This is a genomic window from Bacillus proteolyticus, from assembly GCF_001884065.1.
Lineage (GTDB): Bacteria > Bacillota > Bacilli > Bacillales > Bacillaceae_G > Bacillus_A > Bacillus_A proteolyticus.
Window position 1 is genome coordinate 1 of the sequence record NZ_MACH01000142.1, and the last position, 24425, is coordinate 24425.

Genomic DNA, 24425 nt, shown 5'->3' on the forward strand with positions numbered 1-24425 from the left:
CGGATCTGGTCCATCATCAAATGTTAATGCTACTTGTTTTCCTTTTGGCTTTCCATATCGTTGCACTTCATATGCAGACGGCAGTGATTGATACACTTCATCTGTAAAATAACCATTTTCGTCTACTTTAAAATCTCTCAATCCATTGTGTCTCTCATTCTCAACCTGCAAAATTTCGCCTTGTCCAGAATAATTCACTTCATCTAAACTATCGATTTTATGTAATGCATCAGGATTTTTTTGTACCTCAATAGGATTTTTTAGAGCTTTCCATATAGTAGGATCTTCTGCTCCTAGTCTCCATAATGCAAATCCCTTCGCATTGTTGTTCATTGCGATTTTTACTTGATTATAAAGAGTAACACCATCTAAGAACCAAGTAGTATGTTCTGTCTCGCCTGTTTTATATCGAAAATAAGGGTTTCCACTAATCTTATCCCATTGAATTTTTATATTTGAATCCTGAGCCATTGTCATAACTTCTGAGAAAGTTACAGACTTCGCAGGTTCTTTGCTATTTACTTCCCAATCATATCCATAGTTACCGAAAGCAACTATAAGTTTCTCAGACGGAATATTTAGTTCATTGAGCGTATGTTCAAACCATTTATTTGAAGCAATTGGTCCTGGTACCCCTGCTCCATAGTGCTCGTCATACATCATTACAATCATACGATCTATTACTTTGGCTAAGGCACCATAATCAAAGGCCTTATCATTAGCAGGGACATCTTGCGTAACAAGCAAATGATGTTTATGAAAGACCGTAGTAAGTTCTTTCATGAAATTTGTTAAGTTTTCTCTATCACTTTCAGGTATTGCCTCAAAGTCAATATTAATACCTGAAAATTGATTCTTTTCAACTTGCTTTACTAAATCGTTAATAAACTTTATCTTTACATGATCTGGAGAATTCAGTAATTTATGAATAAGTTCACTATCAGGATCAGAAGCTTTCTCTGTATAGTTAGTAAGTAAAGGCATAATTTTCACATGATTTTTTTCTGCTAACTTTACAATCTCAGGTTTTATCTCACTACTAATTGTTAAGTCTTCTTTTAAGTGATACCATTCCGGTACTAATGTGGTTAATGAATCGATATTTTCTTTTAAAGAAGCAGTACTATTTTCATCCCAGTTGACATAAAAACCATAAACTTCTTTCGTTTGTTTACTATCGCCCGTTGCATTCACCAAATTTTCATCGTTTTTCATTTCGGTATTAGGTTTGAATTCTTCTTTCTTTAACTGCTCGTCGCTAAGTTTTTGATTAATAGGTACCAGTTTAGTATCTTGTTTTACAGAAGAATTCATATTTGGAATTTCTGGTGTCGAGAAAATACTTTGAAAGAAAAAATAAAATACAATACTTATGCTAACTATTGAGATACATAGAAACCAACTAAAAGCTTTTTTTCTTCTTCCTTTAGAATCATAAAAAACAGGTTTTGATTTATCTTTCTCTTGTTGAATTTTTTTCTCCATTATATTTTTACATACTCCTTCTTAATAGAAATATAGAATAATAAATCCTTTTAGCTTTGAAATAAATCTCTCACTTCCATTTTCTATGGATTCTTCTTTTCATTCCTTTACTGATGTCCTCTATTTTCTTGCTGAGACCCTCTACCATTGTTCCCTTGCTGATTTTCATTATTTCCTTGTTGAGACCCTCTACCATTGTTTCCTTGCTGATTTTCATTATTTCCTTGTTGAGACCCTCTTCCGTTATCCCTTTGTTGATTTCCATTATTGCCTTGTTGAGACCCTCTTCCGTTGTTCCCTTGCTGATTCCCATTATTTCCTTGTTGAGACCCTCTTCCGTTGTTCCCTTGTTGATTTCCATTATCTCCTTGTTGAGACCCTCTTCCGTTGTTCCCTTGTTGATTTCCATTATTTGCTTGCTGAGATCCTCTACCGTTGTTCCCTTGCTGGTTTCCATTATTTCCTTGCTGAGATCCCCTACCATTGTTTTCTTGTTGATTCCCTCTATTTTCTTGCTGAGATCCTCTACCGTTATTTTCTTGTTGATTCCCTCTATTTTCTTTTGTTTGCCTAGGTGGCTGTTCCTCTGTTTTCTTTTGTTCTTTATGCTCTGGCTTCTCGTCTTTTTTTTCTTTTACAGAAGACAAATCTGGTGATGCATCAGGAGATGGCTTTGGCTGCGATTGTATCTCTTCTTGGTTTTCCACCTGATTAGACGATGACTCAGGAGGAGTAAGCGATTTTTTCTTCTCATTCTCTTGCTTTATATAGACACCTGTGCCAATTCCTGCTTTCTTAGCATTCTCTCGCATTTGCAACGTACTACTTTGATATACGACTGTAACATGTTTTATCTCATACTCTTTCTTTAATTCTTGCATAGCCTTTTCCAACTGTGGTTCTAGTGACTTGTCCTTTGCAACAGCTGTTAGCATAACTTGCTTATCATTCGTTAAATACTTATCCTCTTGACTTTGCTTTATAATAGTACGTATTACGTCTTGCAATTGTTTATTTTCCCATTGCTTCAATTCTTTTAAAATACGCCTTCCATCATCATTACAAGCTTGCAAATCTATAACACGAAGATCCTTTGTTATGCTCACCTCTACACTTGGATTTATATCAACTGAGACATAAGCAAATACTTTTTCTTCCGGTTGGTTGTAGAAAAATAGCAACGCACATAGAAAACAAGCAACAAGTAATGATGCAGGCTTTAAGAAAGAAGGGATTGAAAAACGCGATGCTCTTTGCTCTTGCTCATCAAATGAGATTTCCTCCCCAACCATGTAAGAATCCGCTTTTCTTTTACACGTAATAAACTCTCCATTTGGTGTTAAAACCACTACGCTATGTTTTTTTATATCCATTACAATTCCTTTATTCATCATGCTTCCCTCCTCTTATATAATCAAGAATGTATGTATAGTTGTTTGCAAAGATAATACACATTGCAATGATATATTTTCTATGCCGCTCTAACGTTTTACGACTTACCCTAACACGCGGTTCAATATGTTTAAGCGGTAGCTTTTTCTTTCGGAACAGCTCTTCCATCATTTCCTCATCTTTTATAATTACCTTTACTATTTCTATTAAATGTTCACGCGTATCACGATGCTTAGGAGATTCTTTAGCAAGCTCTGAAAATGTGATTTTAAACTCAGTTAGCACACTTTGAAAATGAAGAATTTCCTCCTTACGGTTACTATTTTCCATCTCTTTCATATACTCCGTAAGCGACACTTGCATTTCTAACATTTCCTCTTGCTTATCTTCTTTTAAAAAGACAAGATTATGCTTAGACTCTTTGCGTATATAGTCAATTACATCTCTTTTTATAAGAAGATCAGCAAACGCTAAAAAGGATTTTCCTTTTGTATATGAATACTGTTCAATTGCTTCGTTAAATGCAAACAATCCAATGCTATATTCATCATCCTGTTCTGTAATGTACCTGCGGCAGACAGATGAGATTGATTTTCTAATAAAAGGCTGATACTGTACGATAAACGCTTCTTTATCTCCTTCGTTGTTTTGTATGTTACATACGATATCTTCTATTTTCGGTTTTCTTAAGATCTTCATTACTAAACTCAACACTTGTAATCTCCCAGCCTCCTTCTGCTTCAAATAGCAAAATGGTCACTAAACAAGTGACCATTTAACCACATCTTCTTAGTACTTTTCTTTCGGCTTGTCTTCTTGCCGTTGCTCATATTTTTCGGTACGAACTTATTTCACCGTTTTCTTAATGACTATTCTTTTCTGTCAGCACAAAAATTAAATTTGTATTTTAATCTACTTTCTTATTTTCTTTTGCTTGTTTTGCCTACTCTTTTCCTATTTTATCTGCAATCTTTAAATAACTCTTCTCTATATTTTTGGTAATTTTAGCTTTTACCTTCGAATTCCCCGCTTAATCTAACAATTTGACACAAGTTTCAATGTTCTTTTATAACCATTTTTTCTTCTATTTATTTTCTTCACTATACATATTCGGAGGGGTACATAGTTTTATGGGGGTCAAAAAATATTTTTTATAAAAAAATAAAAACCATCAAATTGATGGTTTTCTTGTAATATCTATTCATTTTTTATAACTAAGTTTAAGCATGATACAAGATTTTATCGGCTTCTCATTATATCTAAAAGAGTCTTAGCTATTCTCTACCAATTTTCTCTATTTTTATCTTTCTTGGTTATCATAATATGTTTTATCTGCATATTTTTTATCATTTCCTTTTAGATAAGCTAAAATTACTTTTGGGTTTTTAAGCAACGCCCAGTCTCCATATGTATCAAATCTTCTGCATGAAGTTATCATTCCATTTTTAATGGTACCGAATTTCTTATTATTTTGCTTTCCCCATTCTTTTAACCGTTTAGCGAAATCTGCATCTTCTGCCATAAGCATATTTTCGTTAAATCCGTTGATTGCCATAAAGTCTTTTTTATAGCACCAAAAAATCCCTACAGATATAGCTCCATACTTAAAAAGTAAGGGGATTATTATTAAAATTGCGGAAAAGAATATTCCTAAAGATATTCTTTCAAACTTCCCATTTACCCCACCACCAATATATTTACCTGAAGCTAAATATTTATCTACATTAGACAACATAGACTCTGTCATTATGGTATCAGCGTCTATAGTAACGATTATTTCTCCACTGGCTATTTTAGCCCCTGCATTTCGGATTTTAGATAAGTTTTTATCGTTATTTTTTAATGTAATACAGTTATAAGATTTTGCTATTTCCTCTGTTTTATCTGTACAACGATTTAAAACAACTATGACTTCCATTTGATCTTTATATGCCTCTGATGCCGTTGCAATCGAATCTAAACATTTTCTAATGTACTTTTCTTCATTATGTGCAGGGATTATAATAGAAAATTTTACATCTTTTTTTAAATTGCTTCCTGAAGATGCGTTTGTTTCATTCATAATATTCCCCCTTATTTTATAAGGCAAATATCTATTATATATAACATATATTAACATTTATTAGGTTATATTATAGAAACTGCAGGTTAACTGCTATTGAATTTGGAGGATTTAAAAAACAACATAAATTGTAGTGAATTAATCAATGATTCTATGTGGAATGTATATAAGATGGACACAAAAGAAACCCTTCTAATTCGTTTAGAGGGATTTCTTTAATTTATTATCGCTATTAAACTAAAATTTCATAATCCCCCCTAAGCGAAATTTTATACTAACTTGTAACAAAACAGCTTATTGAGGAGGATTTGTTTTTTTCAGCTTGCTGACAATAGCCCATATAACAACAATTAGTTAATTTAATATTTTATTCGTTGTTTTATTTCTTTAAAACGATCCTGTATTAATTTCTTGATATCCGGGTGATCCTTATATAAGGTAACGGTATACATGATGGAAGATGCAAGAATAGTAGACCATATTAACCAATCTCCAGCATGAGAAAGAACTTTAATTATTTCACTCGTAAACTGTTCCTGTCCCGCATGAAATGTCGATATGAGCGAATTAAGATTGAACAACAATAAAATAATAATCCTGCCCAAAATCATAATAATCCATCCGATAATATACGTATAGCCTCCAACACTACATAATTGATTGTTATGATGAAAAACTTTCACTCTCTTAGCTTGCCAATAACCAACTATCGCTCCTAATATAAGCAAGCTAATTAATTCAATTGTAATGATAAAGTCTAATCTATTTGGAAGACCCATATAAGTTCTGATTATAGCCATGATTGGTATACCAAGAAGATCGAAGCTATCTACTTTCTTCGGGATAAGCTGCCTAATAATCAATACAATAACGACTACAAGAATAATAATGAAAACTTTATTCATGCGATTAATCCCTCTTTTTTTCTTTTAAATAATACTCAATAAGTTGATTTACTTTTTCTTCTGGATATGAATCTGGTGTTTGAAGGACATGAATTACTAGCCCATCGATAAATCCGTACAGTATCTCTAATTCAAATTCTCTATTGTGACCTGCTGTGACGTATCCTAGATCCCTCATTAAATCTAGAATTATTCCCATAAGATACCTCGTATGGTCATCCATTTTCTTCCGAAGTTCAATAAGTTCTGGGGAACTAAAGGATATACCCAAAAATGTAATCCAAACCTTCCCTTCCAACATTTCTTCTTTATTAGAAGGAATAATAAATTTCATTAATCTTCTAAGCGCTTCTTCTTTCGTTCCCTTAAATTCACTTGTACGAGTGTTTGCCCGTTCTTCCATTCGATTCAATACTAAATTCATTGCATAATGAATTAATTCATTTTTAGACGAAAAATGATGCTGAACAAGTCCAACCGAAATGTTTGCTTCGTCAGCGATTTGCTGTATAGAAGCTTTATCAATACCTTTTTCTAATATTACACGCCAAGTAGCAGTGGCTATCTGATTCTTCCTTTGTATTTGATCAACAATTTTAGGCACTCATATCCTCCTCCCTTTTTATAATATGATCATATTATAAAAAAAGTACCTAAAATAATATGATCATATTATTTTAAGTTTCACATTGCTATCAAGCTAACAAAACAAAATTCCCCTAAAATAAAAAAATACGGTATTCCTACCGTATCCTCTAAAAAAAGAAACGGCATCTACTACCATTTTTGAAAAAACGTTAGGTAAAAGTAAGAACATACAGTAGCTGGCTTTATTTTTAATATCATTCTTATTCCCCTTACAATCGTTTCAAAAAGATGGTGAATTTTTCAAAGAAGACTCTTACTGTCGACGTTCAAAAGCAAGACGTACAGCAAGACCTGTCAAGACGCTTGCCATAAGCCAACGCTGCACTCGCAGCCACGTTGGGCGTGTGCCAAACCATTTGGCAACTCTACTTGCTGTAAATACAATTAAGAGGTTGACTATAAAGCTAACCGTTATTTGCGTAAAGCCCAGAACTGTACCTTGTAGAAGCAACGATCCTTTCTCAGGATCTTCAAATTGAGGTAGAAGTGACACATACAAAATAGCAATCTTAGGATTCAGAAGATTCGTCATAAGTCCCATTAGAAATAATTTCTGTGGCGGCTCAATAGCAATAGTACGAGGTTCCATAATAGATGTAGCACCAGGCTTAATCGAATTCCATGCGAGCCAGAGTAAGTAAGCAGCACCTGCCCACTTAACTGCTTCATAGAGAGACGGAACAGCAAGGAAAAGGGCTGTAAGTCCGAACATTGTTGCGATTATATAGATTATGAAGCCAAGCATGATACCCAAAAGAGAAATGAATCCTGCCATACGCCCCTGCGTAATCGAGCGAGAAATGAGATAAATCATGTTAGGCCCAGGTGAACAAACCATGCTAAGTGAAACAATTGCAAAAGCTAGCAAAGTACTAAAACTGACCATGAATCTTCCCCCTTTATCTTACATAAATTTCTTATCGTTCATTTTATCATGACTAACGAGAGAACAGGATTAATGTATGCCTATTCATATAAAGTTAATATAGTGTACTATTATCGGGATTCAACGTATTTTGAAGACGATGAAAAGTCCTCCATTTTTTTACTGAAGGACTTTCGTTTTCACATATTTCCCGTTCTCGGAAGTAAGAATTTAAAAGTAACCTATCCATAGCGATATTAAAGCTACTACTAACAGGGCAAGAAGAAATATGATATTTCGAATCCACTTATGTATATCATCAAAATACCGTTCTACAAATGCAACGTTGATATAAAACATGAGAAATACAACAAAGAAAGTAAGGTTACCAAATTTATCGTTCAATTTTTCATTGGTAAATGTGCTTACTTGAAGGAATAGTAAAGCAAAAGTTACTAAGAATAACTCAAGTAGCCTTTTTTTGCTCACCCCACCACCACCTTACAGTAATTTCCTTTTGTTTCATTATATAAGAACGTAGTGTGTAGCAGACTGTAAATATTATTTACTTATGTAAAAAAAGGCTACCAATTCAAGATTGGTAGCCTTCATAGCGCCTTTAAAAAAAACAACTCAATATAACAAAGGACTGATTCTTCAACTTACACTATATTCTCCTTTTATTACAAAAAACGAACCTCGAATTGTTCCAGCAAGTTTAGACTTTTGCCTAGCAAATTTAAACTTATCTTCTAATTCCTTTGGTACCTCCATTCCTTCAGAAAGCTTAAATCCAACAGCACGCTTCTTTGGGGTATCCAGTGTATACATGACGTTGACTGCAAGACCATCCTCATAAAAGACATAAGCAAATTTAATATTTTCCACTTGAAAACACGATGTTTCTAAAGGTTTGGCCGCAAACTCAATATCACGTTCTTCTTTCAAAATGCGATTCACATAATCAAGAGTCTCCCCGCCTTCATTAGCTGGTACAACCGTAAATTCATACTTGTATTTGTTCATAAAGTAACGTGCTTCATGAGCACGTAAACCAGCAAGCGCTTCTGCTACAGGCGAAGACTCAAAGCCAGCTATAGTTACATTTTTAAAATCAACGATACAGGACAATTCCACCCCTCCTTTAATCTCCTTACTTCCTAACAACTGGGATCCACATTTCACCAAATACTAAACCGTTTCGCTGCTCCATCTCAACCGTTGTATTTGGTCCACCAACATAGGCGAAATCATTTACTGCTGGTAAGACTTGACCAAAGGCAATGCCAGTAAGCTTATTACTTAGCTCCTCAGCCGTCTTACCTTCCCCTTTAACTACTAAATATTCTCCCCTTGGAAACTGGATAACTCTAGATTCTTCTTGTATCGTTGCCTCTGTCATGACACCAGCATAATACATCATCTTGTTATTCACCGCTTCACTCACAGAAAAAATGTAATCATTTGTAGCTAAAGCTTTTAAAGTGTCCAGCCTTCCATCTTCTTTAACAGCTGACCAAAAGTCTTCCTTTTCTTTATTTATTCCAGCAAAGTCTGTGTATTCACTTTTAATTTCAGTTCCAATACCTAACACGATAAAGCTATCTTTTTCTTCTAAAGAATAATTTTTCATATTCAAAACCTTCCTCACTTTTAAATTAATCAAGTAATTTATCTTTTCTCTTGATGAGTTTATAATAACTTTAAATCATGTCAAAAAATGATACTGTTTAGGAGACCAACATGAAAAAAGTTGAACGGATTAATACGATCATGCGGTATATCAATAACCGCTCTCATTTTACAATTTCTGAAATCATACGAGAATTTAACATCTCTCGATCGACAGCTATTAGAGACATTAGAGAGATTGAAGCCATGGGGATGCCACTTGTCGCTGAAGTTGGAAGAGATGGGGGATATTCTGTTATGCATAACTCTATTCTGCCCGTTGTTCGCTTTACTGATAACGAGGTCAAAGCTCTTTTTATTGCCTTTATGGCCACAAGAAATCAACAACTTCCCTATCTAAAGAGTCGTCAGTCTTTAGCTGAAAAACTACTAGGACTCATCTCAGAAATCCAGCAGGATGACCTTGTTCTTTTAAATCAACTCTTACTTTTTGAAGGGACTAATCCCCACAATCCCGACTTGCTTGAGCTTTCTGACCTCCCACATCCTATGTTAGAAAAACTCATCCAAATCCTTCTTTTGGATAGCCATTTATTGATTACCCTAAAAGAAGAGGCGGAAATCAAGTCTTATCCAATTTATCTACTACACCTTTATCAAGAAAAAAGCCATTGGATAATTGAAGGCTTTGACGTAAAAGAAGAAAAGAAGAAGATGTTTCCTGTCGATCATCTCATCAATGTCGAACCCTATACGCCAAAAAAGAGATTAAGTAAGAAAAAGATTTTTGAAAAACTCAGTAAGAAAGACGAAGCAATCAACCTTGTACTTGAACTCGGTTCAAAAGCGATTGCCCAGTTCAAAAAATATCATCCTTTAAAAATTTCAATTTCCTATACAAATCCTTACCAATCCACAGCCATCCTAAAGACTTTTATCAATGTTAACAATCTCGATGAATTAACAGAGATAACAAATTGGCTACTTTTCCTAGGTAAGGATATTAAGGTCAGGGAAGTGCCTGAAGAAGTATTAGAAGGTTTGCAGGAGAGATTATGTTTATACTACCCATAAGCGGTGACCAGTTACACCAAAAATAATATTAAGTTTGACTAAATGCCAGTTACCTCTATTCAAATACCTAGTAAAAACATTTTATTTACTACCGCTACTTTAAACGCTCTTCTAGCAATAACGCCAACACAAAAAAGACATGAACTAATCTTTGTTCATGTCTTTTTATATTAGAGTTTAACCCTCATTAAATTACTTGTTTAAAATTCGAATGTGGATTTATCTTATCCATCATCTCTTTCATTCTTTATTCATATCCCACTATTTTAGCACTTGAACTAACAATAACGAATTAGAATAATGACTTAATACTTGCTAAGACCGTAAGTATACCTATAATAATGACAAATACATTGCTCATTTTCCCTCTGTATTTAGCCAGTACTGGTACTTTACGAATCGCATACATTGGTAATAGACATAAGATGGCAGCAACTAACGGACCGCTAAGGGCATCAATAATTCCAAGAATACTTGGATTTGCATAAGCTACATACCAACATGTTAATACAACAAAAGTAAGAATCATTGTCTTAACTGTTTTTTCTCCTATATCTTTCCCACGTTTTTTACCGGACTTGATAATCATGTCACGCATTACCTCATACGCTCCTATATAATGGCCAAGGAAAGACTTTGTAATAGCCACAAACGCAATGATAGGAGCTGCAATAGTGATTACAGGCGAATTAAGCTCATTAGCAAGATATGATAGGATTGACAAGTTCTGTTCTTTTGCCACCTTAAGATCATCTGGAGTCAAACTTAAAGTACTGCTCCAAACAAAGAACATAACAACAGCGAATGTCATGATATAACAAACTTTTTGTATTTGAGCACACTTGGCATCAGTAGCGTCTATTCCATACGTAGCTCTCTGTTTCACAACAAATGATGAAATCATAGGTGAATGATTAAATGAGAATACGATGATTGGCAGTATCATCAATATCGTTCCCAAATATCCTGTTCCTGTTGAAGTAGTAGAAACAGTTGAAAAGCTAAGCATTGACGTATTCCACTGTGGAATCAAAGATATTGCGATAAAAAGTAGAGAAGCTATGAAAGGATACACTAGCATACTCATGATTTTCACAGTAATATCTTGACCAAAATTTAGTATAGCGATAAGGCCGAGCACTAATACAAGAGATAAAATGGCCCTTGGAGGCTCCGGCATGTGCAATTGATGCACGATAAAACTACTTGCAGTATTTGTAAGTGCAACCGAATACATCAGTACGATCGTATAAATTGAAACGAAATATACTATGTTAAAAATTATACTTGCCTTATTTCCGAAATACTCTCTTATTGTACCTGTAATCCCCTCATCAGCAGAATTAGAAGCGTATATCATTTTAGCAAGTGCCCTATGTGAATAATACATAACAGGAAATGCAAGTATGGTAATTAACAGTAATGATAATAAACCACCTGAACCTGCATTAATAGGTAAAAAGAGTACTCCTGCTCCAATTGCTGTTCCAAAAAGGCTCAATGCCCAGGTAGTATCTTGTTTATGCCACTTTTTAGGATCTAGATAGTTCTCATTTTTCACTGCAGTATTTTCAGCTTGAAATTCTATTTTTTTTGCAGTATTCCCATTCATATAATAAATCCCCCTTGTATCCTATTCTTACGTCTCTTTTTAGGCTTAAGAATATAGACCATTCTTAAAAAATGAATCGCTTACTAGATGCGCCATATTGTAAACGATTCCACCTAAAGCTGTCTCTCTTAATGTGCGAGGCATTTATCCTCCAACCCTATACTTCGTCAGCATTGATGATATTGTTTACACCAGCTAATACGATGTCCGCTGCTACTAAACTATCTTGAAGAAATTCCCCCTTCTGGTCACACACCTTTCTGCAATTAATCGTTTCAGTCTGTCCAACTTTAAAATGTTTGATATTTTCTCCGTAGGTAACCGATTACCTCTCGACGCCCTCATTATAACGTTTATATTTGCGAGTCTAATATTTTTTTATTTTTAGAAAGACAGAATAAACAGAATTATGAATAGATAATAAATTACAATTAGTATATAGCAGTTGTGTCTATTTTTTGAAGCTGTATTAGTTAGCAAAAAGGGGAAAATAATACAGATATCATTTTTGTTAACACGTTAATTATATTGGGAACTCATTATAAAGATAGTTATATTCCCCTTTGCTGAAACATCTTATTTTAGATGTAAAAACTGTTATAATAAATAATCACTGTAGATATAAAGGAATAAATTAAGAAAACATAAAATCATCTAAACGAATATTTATTACTAATGTCGAATCAATATACATTTTTCAGAAAAAAAGAACTTCTTTTTCAAGGAGCCTCTACATCTTCTATAATGATTGACATGTTACGCCTTTCAAAAGGATAACACCATAAGTTTCCATTTACTATATGTAATATTTATTAAGTGTAGTTTTTTTCTAAATATGCATAATTTCATGTTTAGAAAAAGATAGTATACTGTCGTATTGTGTAATAAATATATAGCCCACCTATGGAAATAGGCATACAAAAACGTCACCCTTTTCTATGAGGAAACAGAAAGAATAGCACATTTTTCATTTTAGGGGGTATTTTATTTTGTTAGCTTGATAGCGATGTGGTTGTACCCCTTAAACTATAAACGTATTTTGTAAACGGGTTTATACTGTTCAGAACTTTGCAACGGAACCCTTTCTTTCATCAAAGCCTGTTGAGATTTATCTCGCATAATCCCTTGTCTTTCATGCTAAATGCATTTATAACAAAACTTTCCGAGCTGACCCGATTGTTGAACAAAGAAATACGCTACAAAATAAATCTTCTGATTAAACTTTTTACAAATTATCAATCTTTATTATTAATGATTAGACTGATTTATAAATTATCGAACCTTATTTTAAACCCACAGTAGTTGGAGGAAGCTTGACGCTAACAGATGATACACCTGAAATATCAGAAAGATAAAAAGTACCGGCATCCTTCCCATGAAGAATACCGGTACTTCTCATTTATCCCGCTATTTGTGGGCAGTAAGACTCCCACTGATTAAAGTTTCACTTTATCACCCATACAAAACCGCATGAAATACGCCTAACAGTAAGTATTGATCTTGTATATAATCCTCATCATATACATTCATCTCGATGTAATACATATCTTCCTCAAGACGAATATTCCAATCTGCGATTACATAGCCTTTTCGTAATAACTTTCCAAGCCCAAGTAAAGTTTTGTGAATAACATATTCTTCTGCCTTATATGTAAAGGTAAATAAGAAATTTGCATCCAATAACTTTCCGTCACATACAATTATTTCATGCTCTGCATCATTATTATCGATGTACGTTACTAAAATCTTTCTTTGACGCTGCCTACTTATATCTTTTGCAATAACGCAAATATTGTCCTTACTATCCTTTATTTCATAAATGATATTACTACCAACTTTCGGAATAAAGTCTAGCACTTTCATCAGAGCATTTTTATAATAGCCCCGTACTACGCCTACTTGCTCGCTTCCATTGTAAACCTCTACTGGCGTCGTGTCCGCTTTACTATCACACAGTCGTTTGTAAGAAAGCTGCATCATTCGCTCTCCTCTTAAGTACTGATCAAACGTCACAGGATATTCTATCGCGCGCAGTTCTTTATTTAGCCCATACAAATAGCGTTGAACGCTCTCTACTAATGTTGTAGTAGATATACGCTCCTGAAGTTCAAATTGTTGCCCACTGGAAGAAACCCTCCACTGATTGTCCTCTTCATAGAAGAAACCAAGAATTACGTCATCACAGTCACTCGTTTCATAATTCATATGTACGTTCTGTCCGTGTTGAACTTGTTCCATCCACTGTCCTAAATAAATGCCCAGCTCTGCGACCTTCATGCATGACTTTTGAAAAAATACTCTGTCACCCATACGAATCGTTAAGTCCCCTTCGATAAAGCCCTTTGCATAAGCAACATACCGTGGCTCATCCTTCTGTGGAATATCCTTGTCTATTTCAAACGAAAACGTTATCATCCTTTACTCACCTCTAGTTGTTACACAGCTCACACCTGACATCGCATCACTCTGAGAAACTATGTATATACACATATTTAATTAACGCACTATAACGCGTGAATGCCCTTAGCATAGTAGCGCTATTTTTTCTTCGCGAATTCCCTCAAAACAATATACTCCCACCATCTCCAAGGAAGTATTTTTTCATCATAATAGCAAATTTTACCCCTTTTCCAATCGGATAACAGAGCGTAGTTTTTTTTGCGATTGTAATAGAAACAATTGAAATGCATGTAATGAGTGTACATCTAATTGTTCAATTTGTATATATTCCGCAAGATGTAGTGCGGTAGCCAGTTCTGGCGCAAACACTCCACAACGTTTTTAAGTAACCTTCTAAACTTGGACATACTTATACTAGTACATTAAAAAAGGATCCTGATTAGTCAGGACCCTTTCTTCTCTTTTACGGAGAAATTTTGTGCATTGCATTGATTTTATGAAGATTAGAATTGCAGTCAAAATATTATCTCTTCCCCTTTAACTCTCTCAGGCTGATTTTTCTCAACGTCTGAACCTACTTACGTACCAACTGTGTAACCAGTAAGAATACCAATAATTATAGCAATAACTAAGGAGCATGTGATTTAAATCCATTTTCCCACATATATTTTTCCAGAAAGTTTAGTTTCCATAGAGAACCGAACCGATGGTGCACTTACCCTAACTGACGTTTAAATGCTTTACCCGCAAAGAAGTAAGCGATAACCATAATGCCCACACACCAAATGAGTGCAATCCAAATATCGTTGCCAACAGTCCCTTCATATAAGAGGGCACGAATCGCATTCACAATTGAAGTCACAGGCTGGTTCTCAGCGAACGCACGAACAATTTTTGGCATAGTTTCGGTAGGAACAAAGGCCGAACTGATAAAAGGCAGAAAAATTAGTGGGTACGAGTAGGCTGTCGCCCCTTCCATAGACTTCGCTGTCAACCCAGGAATGATAGCGAGCCATGTCAGCGCCAGCGTAAACATCCCAAGTATTCCAGCTACCGCAAGCCAATCCAGAATATTAGCGCTGGAACGGAAGCCCATTAAGAGCGCAACAAGGATAACCACCACGATAGTAAGCACATTAGCAACAAGTGATGTTAATACGTGAGCCCATAATACCGACGAACGCTTAATGGGCATAGTAATGAAACGTGCCATCAGCCCACTCTTTACATCCGTAAACAACCGTACGGATGTGTAAGCGACACCGGATGCGATAGCCATCAACAAGATTCCCGGCAATAAATAATTGACGTAGTTATCCGTTCCTGTCTTTATCGCGCCTCCAAATACGTAGACAAACAACAGCATCATCATAATCGGTGTAATCGCTACCGTAATAATCGTATCCGGACTGCGCATGATGTTACGCATTAAGCGCCCTAATAATACCCCTGTTTTGCTCTTCATTTACATCTCCTCCTTTTTGCCGATGATCGCAAGGAAAATTTCTTCCAATGTCGGCTGCTTCTCGATATACTCCACTTTTGCCGGTGGGAACATCTCTTTAAGTTCTGTAAGAGTACCAGTCGTGATAATTTTTCCGCCATGCAAGATAGCGATACGGTCCGCCAATTGTTCGGCTTCCTCCAAGTACTGAGTCGTGAGCAAGATGGTTGTGCCACCGCCAGCAAGTTCCTTGACGGTATCCCACACTTCAATCCGTGCTTCAGGGTCAAGCCCTGTCGTCGGTTCGTCGAGAAAAATGACTGCTGGCGTCCCGATCAAGCTCATGGCGATATCAAGCCGGCGCTTCATCCCTCCCGAATACTGATCTGCCCTCTGGTTAGCTGCATCAGTTAGGCTGAATCTTGCAAGCAAATCGTCAGCGACTTGGGCGGGACTAGAAACTCCACGCAACTTGGCGATCATTATCAAGTTTTCTCTCCCCGTGAGCATACCGTCTAAAGCTGCGAACTGCCCTGTCAGACTGATACTTTGACGAACATGATCCGATTGACGCTGGACGTCAAAACCGCAAATATCTACTTCACCACCATCTTGCTTCATCAGCGTCGAGAGGATGTTGACCGTTGTCGTCTTGCCCGCTCCATTTGATCCCAGCAGTGCGAAAATTTCACCACGCTGCACCTCAAAATCCACCCCTTTTAAAACTTCCTTGTCTTTAAAAGATTTCTTTAACCCTTTTACAGAAATGGCTGCATTACTCATACTGTTTCCTCCTTATAAAAAATGTTTTGCGAAGATAAATTGCCTACACCCTCTATTCAGTATTACCGATAATCTGTACTACTTAGTACTGAGTTAAAAATATAACTGAATAGCGATGGCGGCAACTCATATTTGTAACCAGCTAATCAGTCGATATTATTTATTGCATTTATTTTTTTCTCAATTTCTTCATGATACTCTCATTCAAATCTTCACGATACTTGGAGACATAAGTTTTAGCGTTTGCCACTAGTTCGTCAGCAAAGGAAGCTACGTCATCCCCAGTGATTTCAAGCACTTGTCTTCCTTCCGCCGCACCAGCTTCAAACAAATCGATTAATTCATACTGTATGTGCAGCATATCCATTCCATTACCCGCTGAGAAATTCCACATATAGTTTTGAATTTTCTTAAACACAAACTGATAGTCCTCCGGCAAGGCTCCAACTCGTGCCATCATCATTTTATACTCTTTTTTATCACCAATTAATTTTTTGAACATTTCCATCATATTAGTTTTCCTCCTTTTTTATAAAGCAGAACAAGAAACCCCAAAAATATCGGACACAATATCTTATCTTATGAAGCTAGTTTGACTTCAAGACGTTAATTTTTGATGATACAAAATCCCACTTTTCCCAAAATAATTCAAGCTCCTGACGGCCAGCTTCATTAAGCGAATAAAACTTTCGAGGCGGCCCCATATCTGACGGTTTCTTTTCAATATTCACAAGCTTTTTCTTCTCTAATCGTACGAGGATGGTATAGACCGTTCCTTCCACAACTTCGGTAAACCCAAGATCATTCAGATGACGTGTAATCTCATAGCCATACGTTTCACGGCGACTGATGATTTCCAACACACAACCTTCCAACGAACCTTTCAGCATTTCAGTTAAATTTTCCATATTCTGATCCTCCTTTACCCCCTATTCTGTCTGACTTATATTCAGTATTACAGAGTACTAAGGCGAATTTTTTACTGAATAGCTTTTGAGAAACCATACTATTCAGTATTACTTATTACAAGTACATTGTATGACTAAGTAGTGGTGGATGTCAACTGATTTTCAAAATTTTTCTAAAATCCGCTATTACCTATTGTTTACTGCATACATCTTGAGAAACTACACTATTCAGTATTACTTATTACAAGTACATTGTATGACTAAGTAGTGGCGGATGTCAATTGATTTTCAAAATTTTTCTAAAATCCACTATTACCTATTTGATACAACCTATTTTCTTTCTGAAGAAATCTCTCCACATACCTATCCAGCTAAGAAAAGAAAATACCCCAAAACGAAAATTCTACACTTTTTTATTTTGGGGCGCTATAATATTCCGGAGTTAATGAATATGGATGGCTCTCCTTATTAATAAGACGGATTATTTTTTGTTCTTCTACTATTATACCTGTGCATCTAATAAATTAGTTTTCGAATACATACAAATTCTTTATAAAGCCACTATTAAATGTACAACATCTTTTCATTACGATAACATCATAGCCATGTCTTCTGCTGCATTTGTAATCAGTTTTAAACCGAATGTTTCTTGTAATACATCAAGCACGCCAGGTGAAATAAATTCAGGAGCCTTTGGACCGATGCGAATATCTTGAATTCCAAGGCTAAATAGTCCAAGTAAAATGGCAACTGCTTTTTGTTCAAACCATGATAGCACAATACTAACTGGCAATTCATTCACTTCACATTGAAAAGCATCTGCTAAAGCGGCCGCTATTTTCACTGTAGAAATTGAATTGTTACATTGTCCTAAGTCAATGTAACGCGGGATCTCCGTACCAGGTACAACACCATAATTTACATCATTAAAGCGGAATTTCCCGCAAGAAGTTGTTAAAATTACCGTTTCTGGCGGAAGTGACGTTGCTAATTCACGATAGTATTCTCCGCCTTTTCCTGGGGCATCGCAACCTGCTATAACAAAGAAACGCTTTATTTTCCCTTCCTTTACTGCCTCAATAATTTCTGGAGCTAATGATAATACTGTATTATGATGAAACCCTGTTACTAACTGTTCATCCGACTCCATATGTACTTCTGGAAGTTCTAACGCTTTTTGAATCAATGGTGCAAAATCATCATTTTCAATTTTTTGTACGCCCTCTAAACCTGCAATATCATATGAAAAGAATCGATCAAAATATGATCCTTTAATTGGCATAACACAGTTCGTTGTAGCTAAAATGGCACCAGTAAATTTTTCGAAAAGACGTCTTTGATCATACCATGCCTTACCAATGTTCCCTTTTAAATGTTTATATTTTTTCAGCTGCGGATATCCGTGTGCTGGTAACATTTCAGAATGCGTATAAATATTAATTTCTTTTCCTTCTGTTTGCTTTAATAATTCTTCTAACGCAAATAAATTATGACCAGTAACTACAATTGCCTTACCTTCTACACGATTTTGTGTAATTTGAACCGGCTCTGGAACACCAAAGTGATTCGTATGTGCCTCATCTAATAACTCCATCACTCGTAAAGCTGATTTCCCGACTTTCATAGCCATATCAATATGCTCTTGCTCATTAAAGTTGGAATTTGTTAACGTCATATATAACGCTTCTTGCGTTGTAGCATCTACAAATGCATCTGTATATCCTAGCTGAGCAGCATGAGTACGATAAGCCGCAATTCCTTTTAATCCAAACACAATCGTATCTTGTAAACTTGCAATTGTTTCATTTTTACCGCAAACACCTATTACTTTACATCCGCCTGTTGGCGTTTGTTCACATTGATAACAAAACATTATCATCCCACCCTCTCCCAAGCATTCCTTACAACCTAAGCATAATACCCATTAATGAAAAGGGATGTGATATCAATCACAATAATATATAAAGATTTGTGACAGTTCACATTATTGACATAATATTTTTATCGTCTTCTAATATTAATGCTTTCGCATAATCATTTATTTGCATAATGTATCGACGCACTTTTAAGGAACACAAATATCATATCCATCTAATATTTCACAAAATTTTCCTTGCTGATGGTACAATTAAAGTTATGGAGGGATAATATGGTATATATGATGTTTTATTATGGAATACTGTTTCTTATACTCGGTATTGCAATATTTCTGTTTATTATGGCTGGGTCACGAAAAATTAGGAATAAAAATCTTTCATTCGTAATGATCGGTTTAGGGATAAATATACTTACAAGTCCAGTGGCACTTTTTATAGGGGTGATGGCAACAGATTCTCCATATAGTACTAGACTTGATTTTTGGAAAGGATTTCTCTTTATTCAAGGAATACCTCTTTTCTTACTACTTATAGCTTTCATTTGGTGGTCTATTCGCCCGGCCAAAGTAAAAGTTTCAACGAGCATTGAAAAAGACCTTGAACAAAATATGAAAAGTACTAAGAAAAAAGAGACACGAGGCCGTCCCGTTACTGCCATACGTATTTTAATTCCAATTATTTTATTAGTAGGCTGTTTTTCTTACATATTGTATTTACAGGACGTTACACTAGAAAAAAGTCATTCTCCGAATAATATAAATACGATTAAAGTAGTTAAAATAGATTCAGACTCTTCTCTTGGTTCCTCTCCCGTCAGAATTAAATACGGTTGGTCGGAACATTTGGACACAAATATTGCAAATGACGGGGAACGTCTCGATTCTTCAAACGTTTCAATAGATTGGAAAAACGATTATGAAGCAACAATAACGCTACGCGGAAAAGAAACAGTACCTGAAGTTGTGGAATTTAATGTATCAGATAAATCCAGTAGTTCTGTTTTTAAGAAAGTACAAAAAGTGGTCAGTTCCTTTACCTTTCAAAAAAGTGAATCTCCAAATCTAATAAATATTATCGAGTTTAGGGAAACAATAAAATCAAAAGGACCAAGTCCCAGTTCAACTGTAAGAATCTATTATGGGAAAAGAGGTAGCATTTTAAAAAAATATAAAGAAGTCACTCTTAAGGACATGTATACGACAGAGAACTTCAATATCAATTGGAGAAACGATGAACAAGTACAGGTAGAAGTCTTAGAGGAAAATGTAGTAACAGCTACCATCGTGATTGATTTATCAAAATAAATCTATTTTTCACATGTTATAACTTTTTTCTACTCGGCACACGAGAGATACATAGTATTTACAAATTAAAAGATTTATACACATTATGAGCACCCTCTTTCTTTACAATACATTTACACTATCTTTACATTGTTTACATTATTTATATGATATATTTATATAGAAACTACTTAAGAAATTTCATGTACATTTTATCTTTATGATCTCTTATCTGATTGATAAAAAGATCATGTTATATTTTTATAACAGGGGTGAACTAGAATGACTGAAACATTAAAAACACTTATAATGCTTGATGTTACTTACGTTGTTATAGCAATTATGACGGTACTGGTATTTGTATACTTGGAATTAAAATCTCAGTAACGTATACAGGCGTAATTAATAGCTTCGCATTTAAATATAGCTCGAAGAAAGCGAGGAGGAAATTGTTTCCCCTCGCTTTTATATTCCAACAGTTTCTTATTTCAACAAATCCAATGTATGTAAAAGTAATCCTCTGTCCCCTACTTCTCCATGACCAGGCACTACTAAGTTCATATTTCCATATAGCTTCAACACATTCTCAATCGATATCGACCATTCATTTACATATGCATCAGCAACATTCCCTAAATCTTTTGCCCCCGCAGATTTCACTAAACAGCCTCCAGCTAAAATGTTGTATTGCGGTAACCATACGACAATATTATCTTCTGTATGTCCTTTCCCTGGATAGAACGTTTCTACTTTCATATTTCCAAACTTCAAATTCGTAATTGTTTGTAAGTCTCCAAGTGGATCTTCATATCCATTTTTCTTTGCTAGTTCCGCAGTTAATGCTGTACTATGCGCTTTAATTCCTCTTTCTTTCAACGTTTTAATTCCGCCAATTCGATCAGCGTGCGCATGTGTAATAATGACATCCGTTACTCGCTTCTGAAATTTCTTTTCTACCATCTCTATTAGTTCCTTCGTTAACTTATCATCCCAAGAAGAATCGACAAGTACTAATCCTTTAGAAGTATTAAGAACTAGACCATTCGAAGGAACTGTTTCTCCGTTAAAATAACCTAACTCCGTATGAACCCATACATTTTTGTTTAACTGAGAAATTGAAATGGTTCCTGTCTCATTTTTTATTACTTTTTTCTCTAGCATTTGTTCCGCTTTCACAGAAGAAATTGTGCTAACAAATTGAGTTGTTCCTAGTAAACTAACACATACCCCTAATTTTAATAATGTATTCTTTTTCATTTTCTCCACCCTTTCTTTCAAACTAAATAGTTATTACCTATATTAGACAATTCATCTCAAATGTTTGTTCCATCATTTCTTACCTATTTTTCATGAAATTAATAAAAGCGCACAAAATTTTGTACGCTTTTTAACTTAACTTTCCTTTTACCATTCACGTTTTTTATTAATCATCATTTTTTCTTCAAACGCCTTCTCTAAATCAATTTCTAACTTGTTTGCTAAATCACATACATTCCAAATTACATCAAACATTTCTAAACCAATTTCTTTTTTTTGCATCTTGTATTTTATTACGCTTTAATATAACTTCCGCTAATTCACCTAATTCCGCCATTGCATACATCGTACGCTCTTCAATTGTTGTATCTTGAAATCCTTTTTCTTCACTGAAATTTGATACATATCTCTGGAATTCCACTATATTCATACTTAATCTCCCTTCATCACAAATACTCCGTTTTTCTATTACATTTAAAATCAAAAATGTATTTTGTTAAATTATAACATTCATACTATAATTTATTTATAGCCTATTAACGGAGGGGTTTTTAATGACTCTCTTCGCTTCCCCATCATTATTCATACTAGCAATCATTTCATTTTTCATTTGCACTAGCATATTTCATCGGAGTAAAGCAATACACTTGGCTCTTATCAGGATTCAATGAACGCCGTGTGCCAGATAAAGTTAAGTTATCAAAAATAGTGGGTCTTTATAATTTAACTGCTGGTGTTATCGCCACAATTGGCAGTGTCTTCACTACTCCTAATGCCAAAATCTTATTTCCTATCATAATAATTGGCCACGTTATAATTGCTGCCTATGTAAATACACGTATGGTGAAATGAAAAAGATCACCCAAATGGATGATCTTTTTTATAATTTATCAACATATTGCTTCGCTTCTAATAAGGAAAAACCAAAAGCTTCTCTTACTCTCTTAACTGCTGTAACTGTTTTTCCTTCTTCCATAAGCTGACGCAACTCTTTATTAATTTCAGGTTCTCTATCTACAATTCCCATTTCTTTCGAAATTAATTGTAATCTATCTTCCATCCTCTTTAAACGCGCATCCGTTTTCTTTTCGATTTTATTTAATTTTTCAGCGAGATACATAAATCCAAAGGCCGCTATCGGTATGACAATCCAAAATTCCATGACTGCCCCTCCTTACTAGCTTTCATATGTTTTATTTAAGTAACTTATGTAAATTTTACCACAGGAAACATTTAATGTATAATAGTAATATACAACACTGTTGATAAAACCTTTTATTTTAGGGGGATACTTTATGAAAAGATTTTTTAAGACGTTACTACAATTTGTAGTTCTTTCAATCGCACTACATTTATTATTTGATATCGTTGGCTGGCTTGTTTTCAATGCACCAATAAAAAACAAAACCACCATTATTTCCTTAATAACAACCTCATGGCTTATGTACATGTACCGATATAAATTTTTTAAAGCATTTACTTCGAATTAACTTAAACTAAGAAAACACTCTATTTACTACTGTATAATAAAATTAATATTCTGTTTTTTCAAAAAGGAAGGAAGTCACTATGAACTTAAAAAGTAACAATATATACGAGAAAATGAACCAATATTCCGTTGCAGGATTAAGCCTTGCCGTTATATGTGACGGTAGACTTGATGAAGCGTCTGCCTTCGGAACACTTGAATCCGGAACAACTAGAACTGTCACTACGGATTCCATATTCAATTCTTGTTCCATTAGCAAGTTCATCACCGCCATACTCACGCTAAAATTATGTAATCAAGGCATAGTACATTTAGATGAAAACGTAAATGATAGACTCACATCTTGGAACATCCCTACCAATTTATTTACTTCACAGAAAAAAATCACGTTGCGAAACTTATTAAGTCACCAATCTGGAATCATTGATCCTCCTAATAGTTTTGAACATTATACACTTGCACAAGGGCGACCAAACATGTCTGAACTCCTTGCCGGTAAAACATTATATTGCCCAGTACCGATAGAAGCAGCTTATAAACCAGAAAGCGAATTTCACTACTCTGACGCAAACTTTTGTATTATCGAACTACTACTTGAAAATATAACTGGAAAACCATTTAATCTTTTACTTGAAGAATATATCTTTCAGCCACTTCAACTGAAGAATAGTACGGTATTCCCTACTGAAGATATAAATAAATTAGATACATTTGCTTGCGGACATAATAAAGATGGCACCGTTACAAATGAGAAGTATCCATTTTATCCATTCGCAGCAGCCTCAGGCATTTGGACAACACCAACTGACTTATCAACTTTAGTAATCGAACTCATTCATTCCTTACATGGAAATAGCAAACTAAAACTTTCTCAAAAAATAGTACAAGACATGATTTCTCCTCAAGGTTGCTCAAAATGGACTGGGTTAGGTGTTTTTCTAGATGATTCTAATGAAGACTTACAAATTTATTCATATGGATGGGGCGTTGGATTTCAATGTATGATGGTATGCTATCCATATCAAGGTAATGGTGCTGTTATTATGACAAACTCTGATTTAGGTGTTCATCAAATGGAAGGAATTATTGGCGAGGTTTTAAAAATGTTATCCTTATAATGAAAAGAAAGAAGCTGTTCCTTCCAGCTTCTTTCTTTATCCCGCTATTTGCCGGGCAGTAAGACCCCCATCTCAATATTCAGCGAAAGCAAAAAAGTTAGATGGGGGATCAACTGCCCGTAAAAGCCCGATTGGTGAAGGCTAATAATCAGCGGGGGATGAAGAAGCCCCCCACTGATTAAAGTTTCACT

At 34.9% G+C, this 24425-nt stretch carries 23 protein-coding genes and 3 pseudogenes; 5 read left to right on the plus strand and 21 right to left on the minus strand.

Annotated features, from left to right (window positions below):
* The 10 genes from BAQ49_RS25300 to BAQ49_RS25345 all read right to left on the minus strand — a co-directional run.
* Positions 1-1485, minus strand: a 1485-nt coding sequence (locus tag BAQ49_RS25300; RefSeq protein ID WP_244159143.1) for a glycosyl hydrolase family 18 protein, incomplete at its 3' end; no start/stop codon positions are given.
* 107 nt (positions 1486-1592) lie between these two features.
* On the minus strand, positions 1593-2879 hold the full coding sequence (locus BAQ49_RS25305) for an anti-sigma-I factor RsgI family protein (protein ID WP_071747516.1): 1287 nt from the start codon (positions 2877-2879) through the stop codon (positions 1593-1595).
* Positions 2869-3591: an RNA polymerase sigma factor SigI gene (sigI, locus tag BAQ49_RS25310; RefSeq protein WP_071747517.1), complete on the minus strand. Its 723-nt coding sequence runs from the start codon at positions 3589-3591 to the stop codon at positions 2869-2871. Before sigI ends, BAQ49_RS25305 begins: the two co-directional genes overlap by 11 nt.
* Positions 3592-4177: 586 nt before the next feature.
* Positions 4178-4939 carry a glycosyltransferase family 2 protein gene (locus BAQ49_RS25315; protein ID WP_071747518.1) on the minus strand — a complete coding sequence of 254 codons (762 nt, stop codon included), beginning with the start codon at positions 4937-4939 and terminating at the stop codon, positions 4178-4180.
* A gap of 359 nt (positions 4940-5298) precedes the next feature.
* Entirely contained in the window at positions 5299-5844 is a 546-nt protein-coding gene (locus BAQ49_RS25320) for a hypothetical protein (protein WP_071747519.1), read from the minus strand.
* A 4-nt stretch (positions 5845-5848) separates the two neighbouring features.
* Positions 5849-6448, minus strand: a complete 600-nt coding sequence (locus BAQ49_RS25325) for a TetR/AcrR family transcriptional regulator (protein ID WP_071747520.1) — start codon at positions 6446-6448, stop codon at positions 5849-5851.
* A gap of 297 nt (positions 6449-6745) precedes the next feature.
* Positions 6746-7378 carry a LysE family translocator gene (locus BAQ49_RS25330; RefSeq protein ID WP_071747521.1) on the minus strand — a complete coding sequence of 211 codons (633 nt, stop codon included), beginning with the start codon at positions 7376-7378 and terminating at the stop codon, positions 6746-6748.
* A gap of 210 nt (positions 7379-7588) precedes the next feature.
* Positions 7589-7846: a DUF3963 domain-containing protein gene (locus tag BAQ49_RS25335; protein ID WP_071747522.1), complete on the minus strand. Its 258-nt coding sequence runs from the start codon at positions 7844-7846 to the stop codon at positions 7589-7591.
* Positions 7847-8014: 168 nt separating this feature from the next.
* On the minus strand, positions 8015-8524 hold the full coding sequence (locus tag BAQ49_RS25340) for a DUF8821 family protein (RefSeq protein ID WP_071747523.1): 510 nt from the start codon (positions 8522-8524) through the stop codon (positions 8015-8017).
* Positions 8511-8990, minus strand: a complete 480-nt coding sequence (locus tag BAQ49_RS25345; RefSeq protein ID WP_071747524.1) for a GyrI-like domain-containing protein — start codon at positions 8988-8990, stop codon at positions 8511-8513. The genes BAQ49_RS25340 and BAQ49_RS25345 overlap by 14 nt, the downstream gene beginning before the upstream one ends.
* 110 nt (positions 8991-9100) lie before the next feature.
* On the opposite strand from BAQ49_RS25345, the gene BAQ49_RS25350 reads away from it, so the two are divergent.
* Positions 9101-10063 carry a helix-turn-helix transcriptional regulator gene (locus BAQ49_RS25350; RefSeq protein WP_071747525.1) on the plus strand — a complete coding sequence of 321 codons (963 nt, stop codon included), beginning with the start codon at positions 9101-9103 and terminating at the stop codon, positions 10061-10063.
* Positions 10064-10355: 292 nt separating this feature from the next.
* On the opposite strand, the gene BAQ49_RS25355 is transcribed toward BAQ49_RS25350, so the two are convergent.
* From BAQ49_RS25355 to hcp, 8 genes and pseudogenes are all read right to left on the minus strand, one after another.
* Complete coding sequence (locus BAQ49_RS25355) at positions 10356-11675, minus strand: aromatic amino acid transport family protein (RefSeq protein WP_071747526.1); 1320 nt, start codon at positions 11673-11675, stop codon at positions 10356-10358.
* A gap of 1452 nt (positions 11676-13127) precedes the next feature.
* Complete coding sequence (locus BAQ49_RS25360) at positions 13128-14090, minus strand: tubby C-terminal domain-like protein (protein WP_071747527.1); 963 nt, start codon at positions 14088-14090, stop codon at positions 13128-13130.
* Between the two features lie 122 nt (positions 14091-14212).
* Positions 14213-14355 (minus strand): annotated as a pseudogene (locus BAQ49_RS33775) (short-chain dehydrogenase); the annotation flags it as partial.
* 435 nt (positions 14356-14790) lie between these two features.
* Positions 14791-15540, minus strand: coding sequence for an ABC transporter permease (locus tag BAQ49_RS25365; protein ID WP_071747528.1), 750 nt, complete (start codon positions 15538-15540; stop codon positions 14791-14793).
* Positions 15541-16302: an ABC transporter ATP-binding protein gene (locus tag BAQ49_RS25370; protein ID WP_071747529.1), complete on the minus strand. Its 762-nt coding sequence runs from the start codon at positions 16300-16302 to the stop codon at positions 15541-15543.
* 169 nt (positions 16303-16471) lie between these two features.
* Positions 16472-16813 (minus strand): DUF1048 domain-containing protein, encoded by a 342-nt coding sequence (locus BAQ49_RS25375; RefSeq protein WP_071747530.1) that lies wholly within the window; start codon positions 16811-16813, stop codon positions 16472-16474.
* A gap of 76 nt (positions 16814-16889) precedes the next feature.
* Positions 16890-17210, minus strand: a complete 321-nt coding sequence (locus BAQ49_RS25380) for a PadR family transcriptional regulator (RefSeq protein WP_071747531.1) — start codon at positions 17208-17210, stop codon at positions 16890-16892.
* Positions 17211-17796: 586 nt separating this feature from the next.
* Positions 17797-19083: a hydroxylamine reductase gene (hcp, locus tag BAQ49_RS25385; RefSeq protein WP_071747532.1), complete on the minus strand. Its 1287-nt coding sequence runs from the start codon at positions 19081-19083 to the stop codon at positions 17797-17799.
* Between the two features lie 276 nt (positions 19084-19359).
* Here hcp and BAQ49_RS25390 point away from each other — a divergent pair, with 276 nt between their 5' ends.
* Positions 19360-20391 carry a hypothetical protein gene (locus tag BAQ49_RS25390; RefSeq protein WP_071747533.1) on the plus strand — a complete coding sequence of 344 codons (1032 nt, stop codon included), beginning with the start codon at positions 19360-19362 and terminating at the stop codon, positions 20389-20391.
* 462 nt (positions 20392-20853) lie between these two features.
* Here the strand turns inward: BAQ49_RS25390 and bla2 are convergent, their stop codons facing one another.
* Both bla2 and BAQ49_RS33345 read right to left on the minus strand, forming a co-directional pair.
* Positions 20854-21627, minus strand: coding sequence for a BcII family subclass B1 metallo-beta-lactamase (bla2, locus tag BAQ49_RS25395; protein WP_084667562.1), 774 nt, complete (start codon positions 21625-21627; stop codon positions 20854-20856).
* 147 nt (positions 21628-21774) lie between these two features.
* Positions 21775-22057 (minus strand): annotated as a pseudogene (locus BAQ49_RS33345) (MazG nucleotide pyrophosphohydrolase domain-containing protein).
* Positions 22058-22181: 124 nt separating this feature from the next.
* Between BAQ49_RS33345 and BAQ49_RS25405 the strand changes: the two are divergent.
* Positions 22182-22479 (plus strand): annotated as a pseudogene (locus tag BAQ49_RS25405) (DUF3784 domain-containing protein).
* Between the two features lie 28 nt (positions 22480-22507).
* Here the strand turns inward: BAQ49_RS25405 and BAQ49_RS25410 are convergent.
* A complete protein-coding gene (locus BAQ49_RS25410; RefSeq protein WP_071747536.1) occupies positions 22508-22789 on the minus strand; it encodes a hypothetical protein in 282 nt (93 codons plus the stop codon).
* A gap of 133 nt (positions 22790-22922) precedes the next feature.
* Between BAQ49_RS25410 and BAQ49_RS25415 the strand changes: the two genes are divergently transcribed.
* Positions 22923-23117 carry a hypothetical protein gene (locus BAQ49_RS25415; RefSeq protein ID WP_071747537.1) on the plus strand — a complete coding sequence of 65 codons (195 nt, stop codon included), beginning with the start codon at positions 22923-22925 and terminating at the stop codon, positions 23115-23117.
* 79 nt (positions 23118-23196) lie between these two features.
* Positions 23197-24234: a serine hydrolase domain-containing protein gene (locus tag BAQ49_RS25420; RefSeq protein ID WP_071747538.1), complete on the plus strand. Its 1038-nt coding sequence runs from the start codon at positions 23197-23199 to the stop codon at positions 24232-24234.
* Positions 24235-24425: the final 191 nt, after the last annotated feature.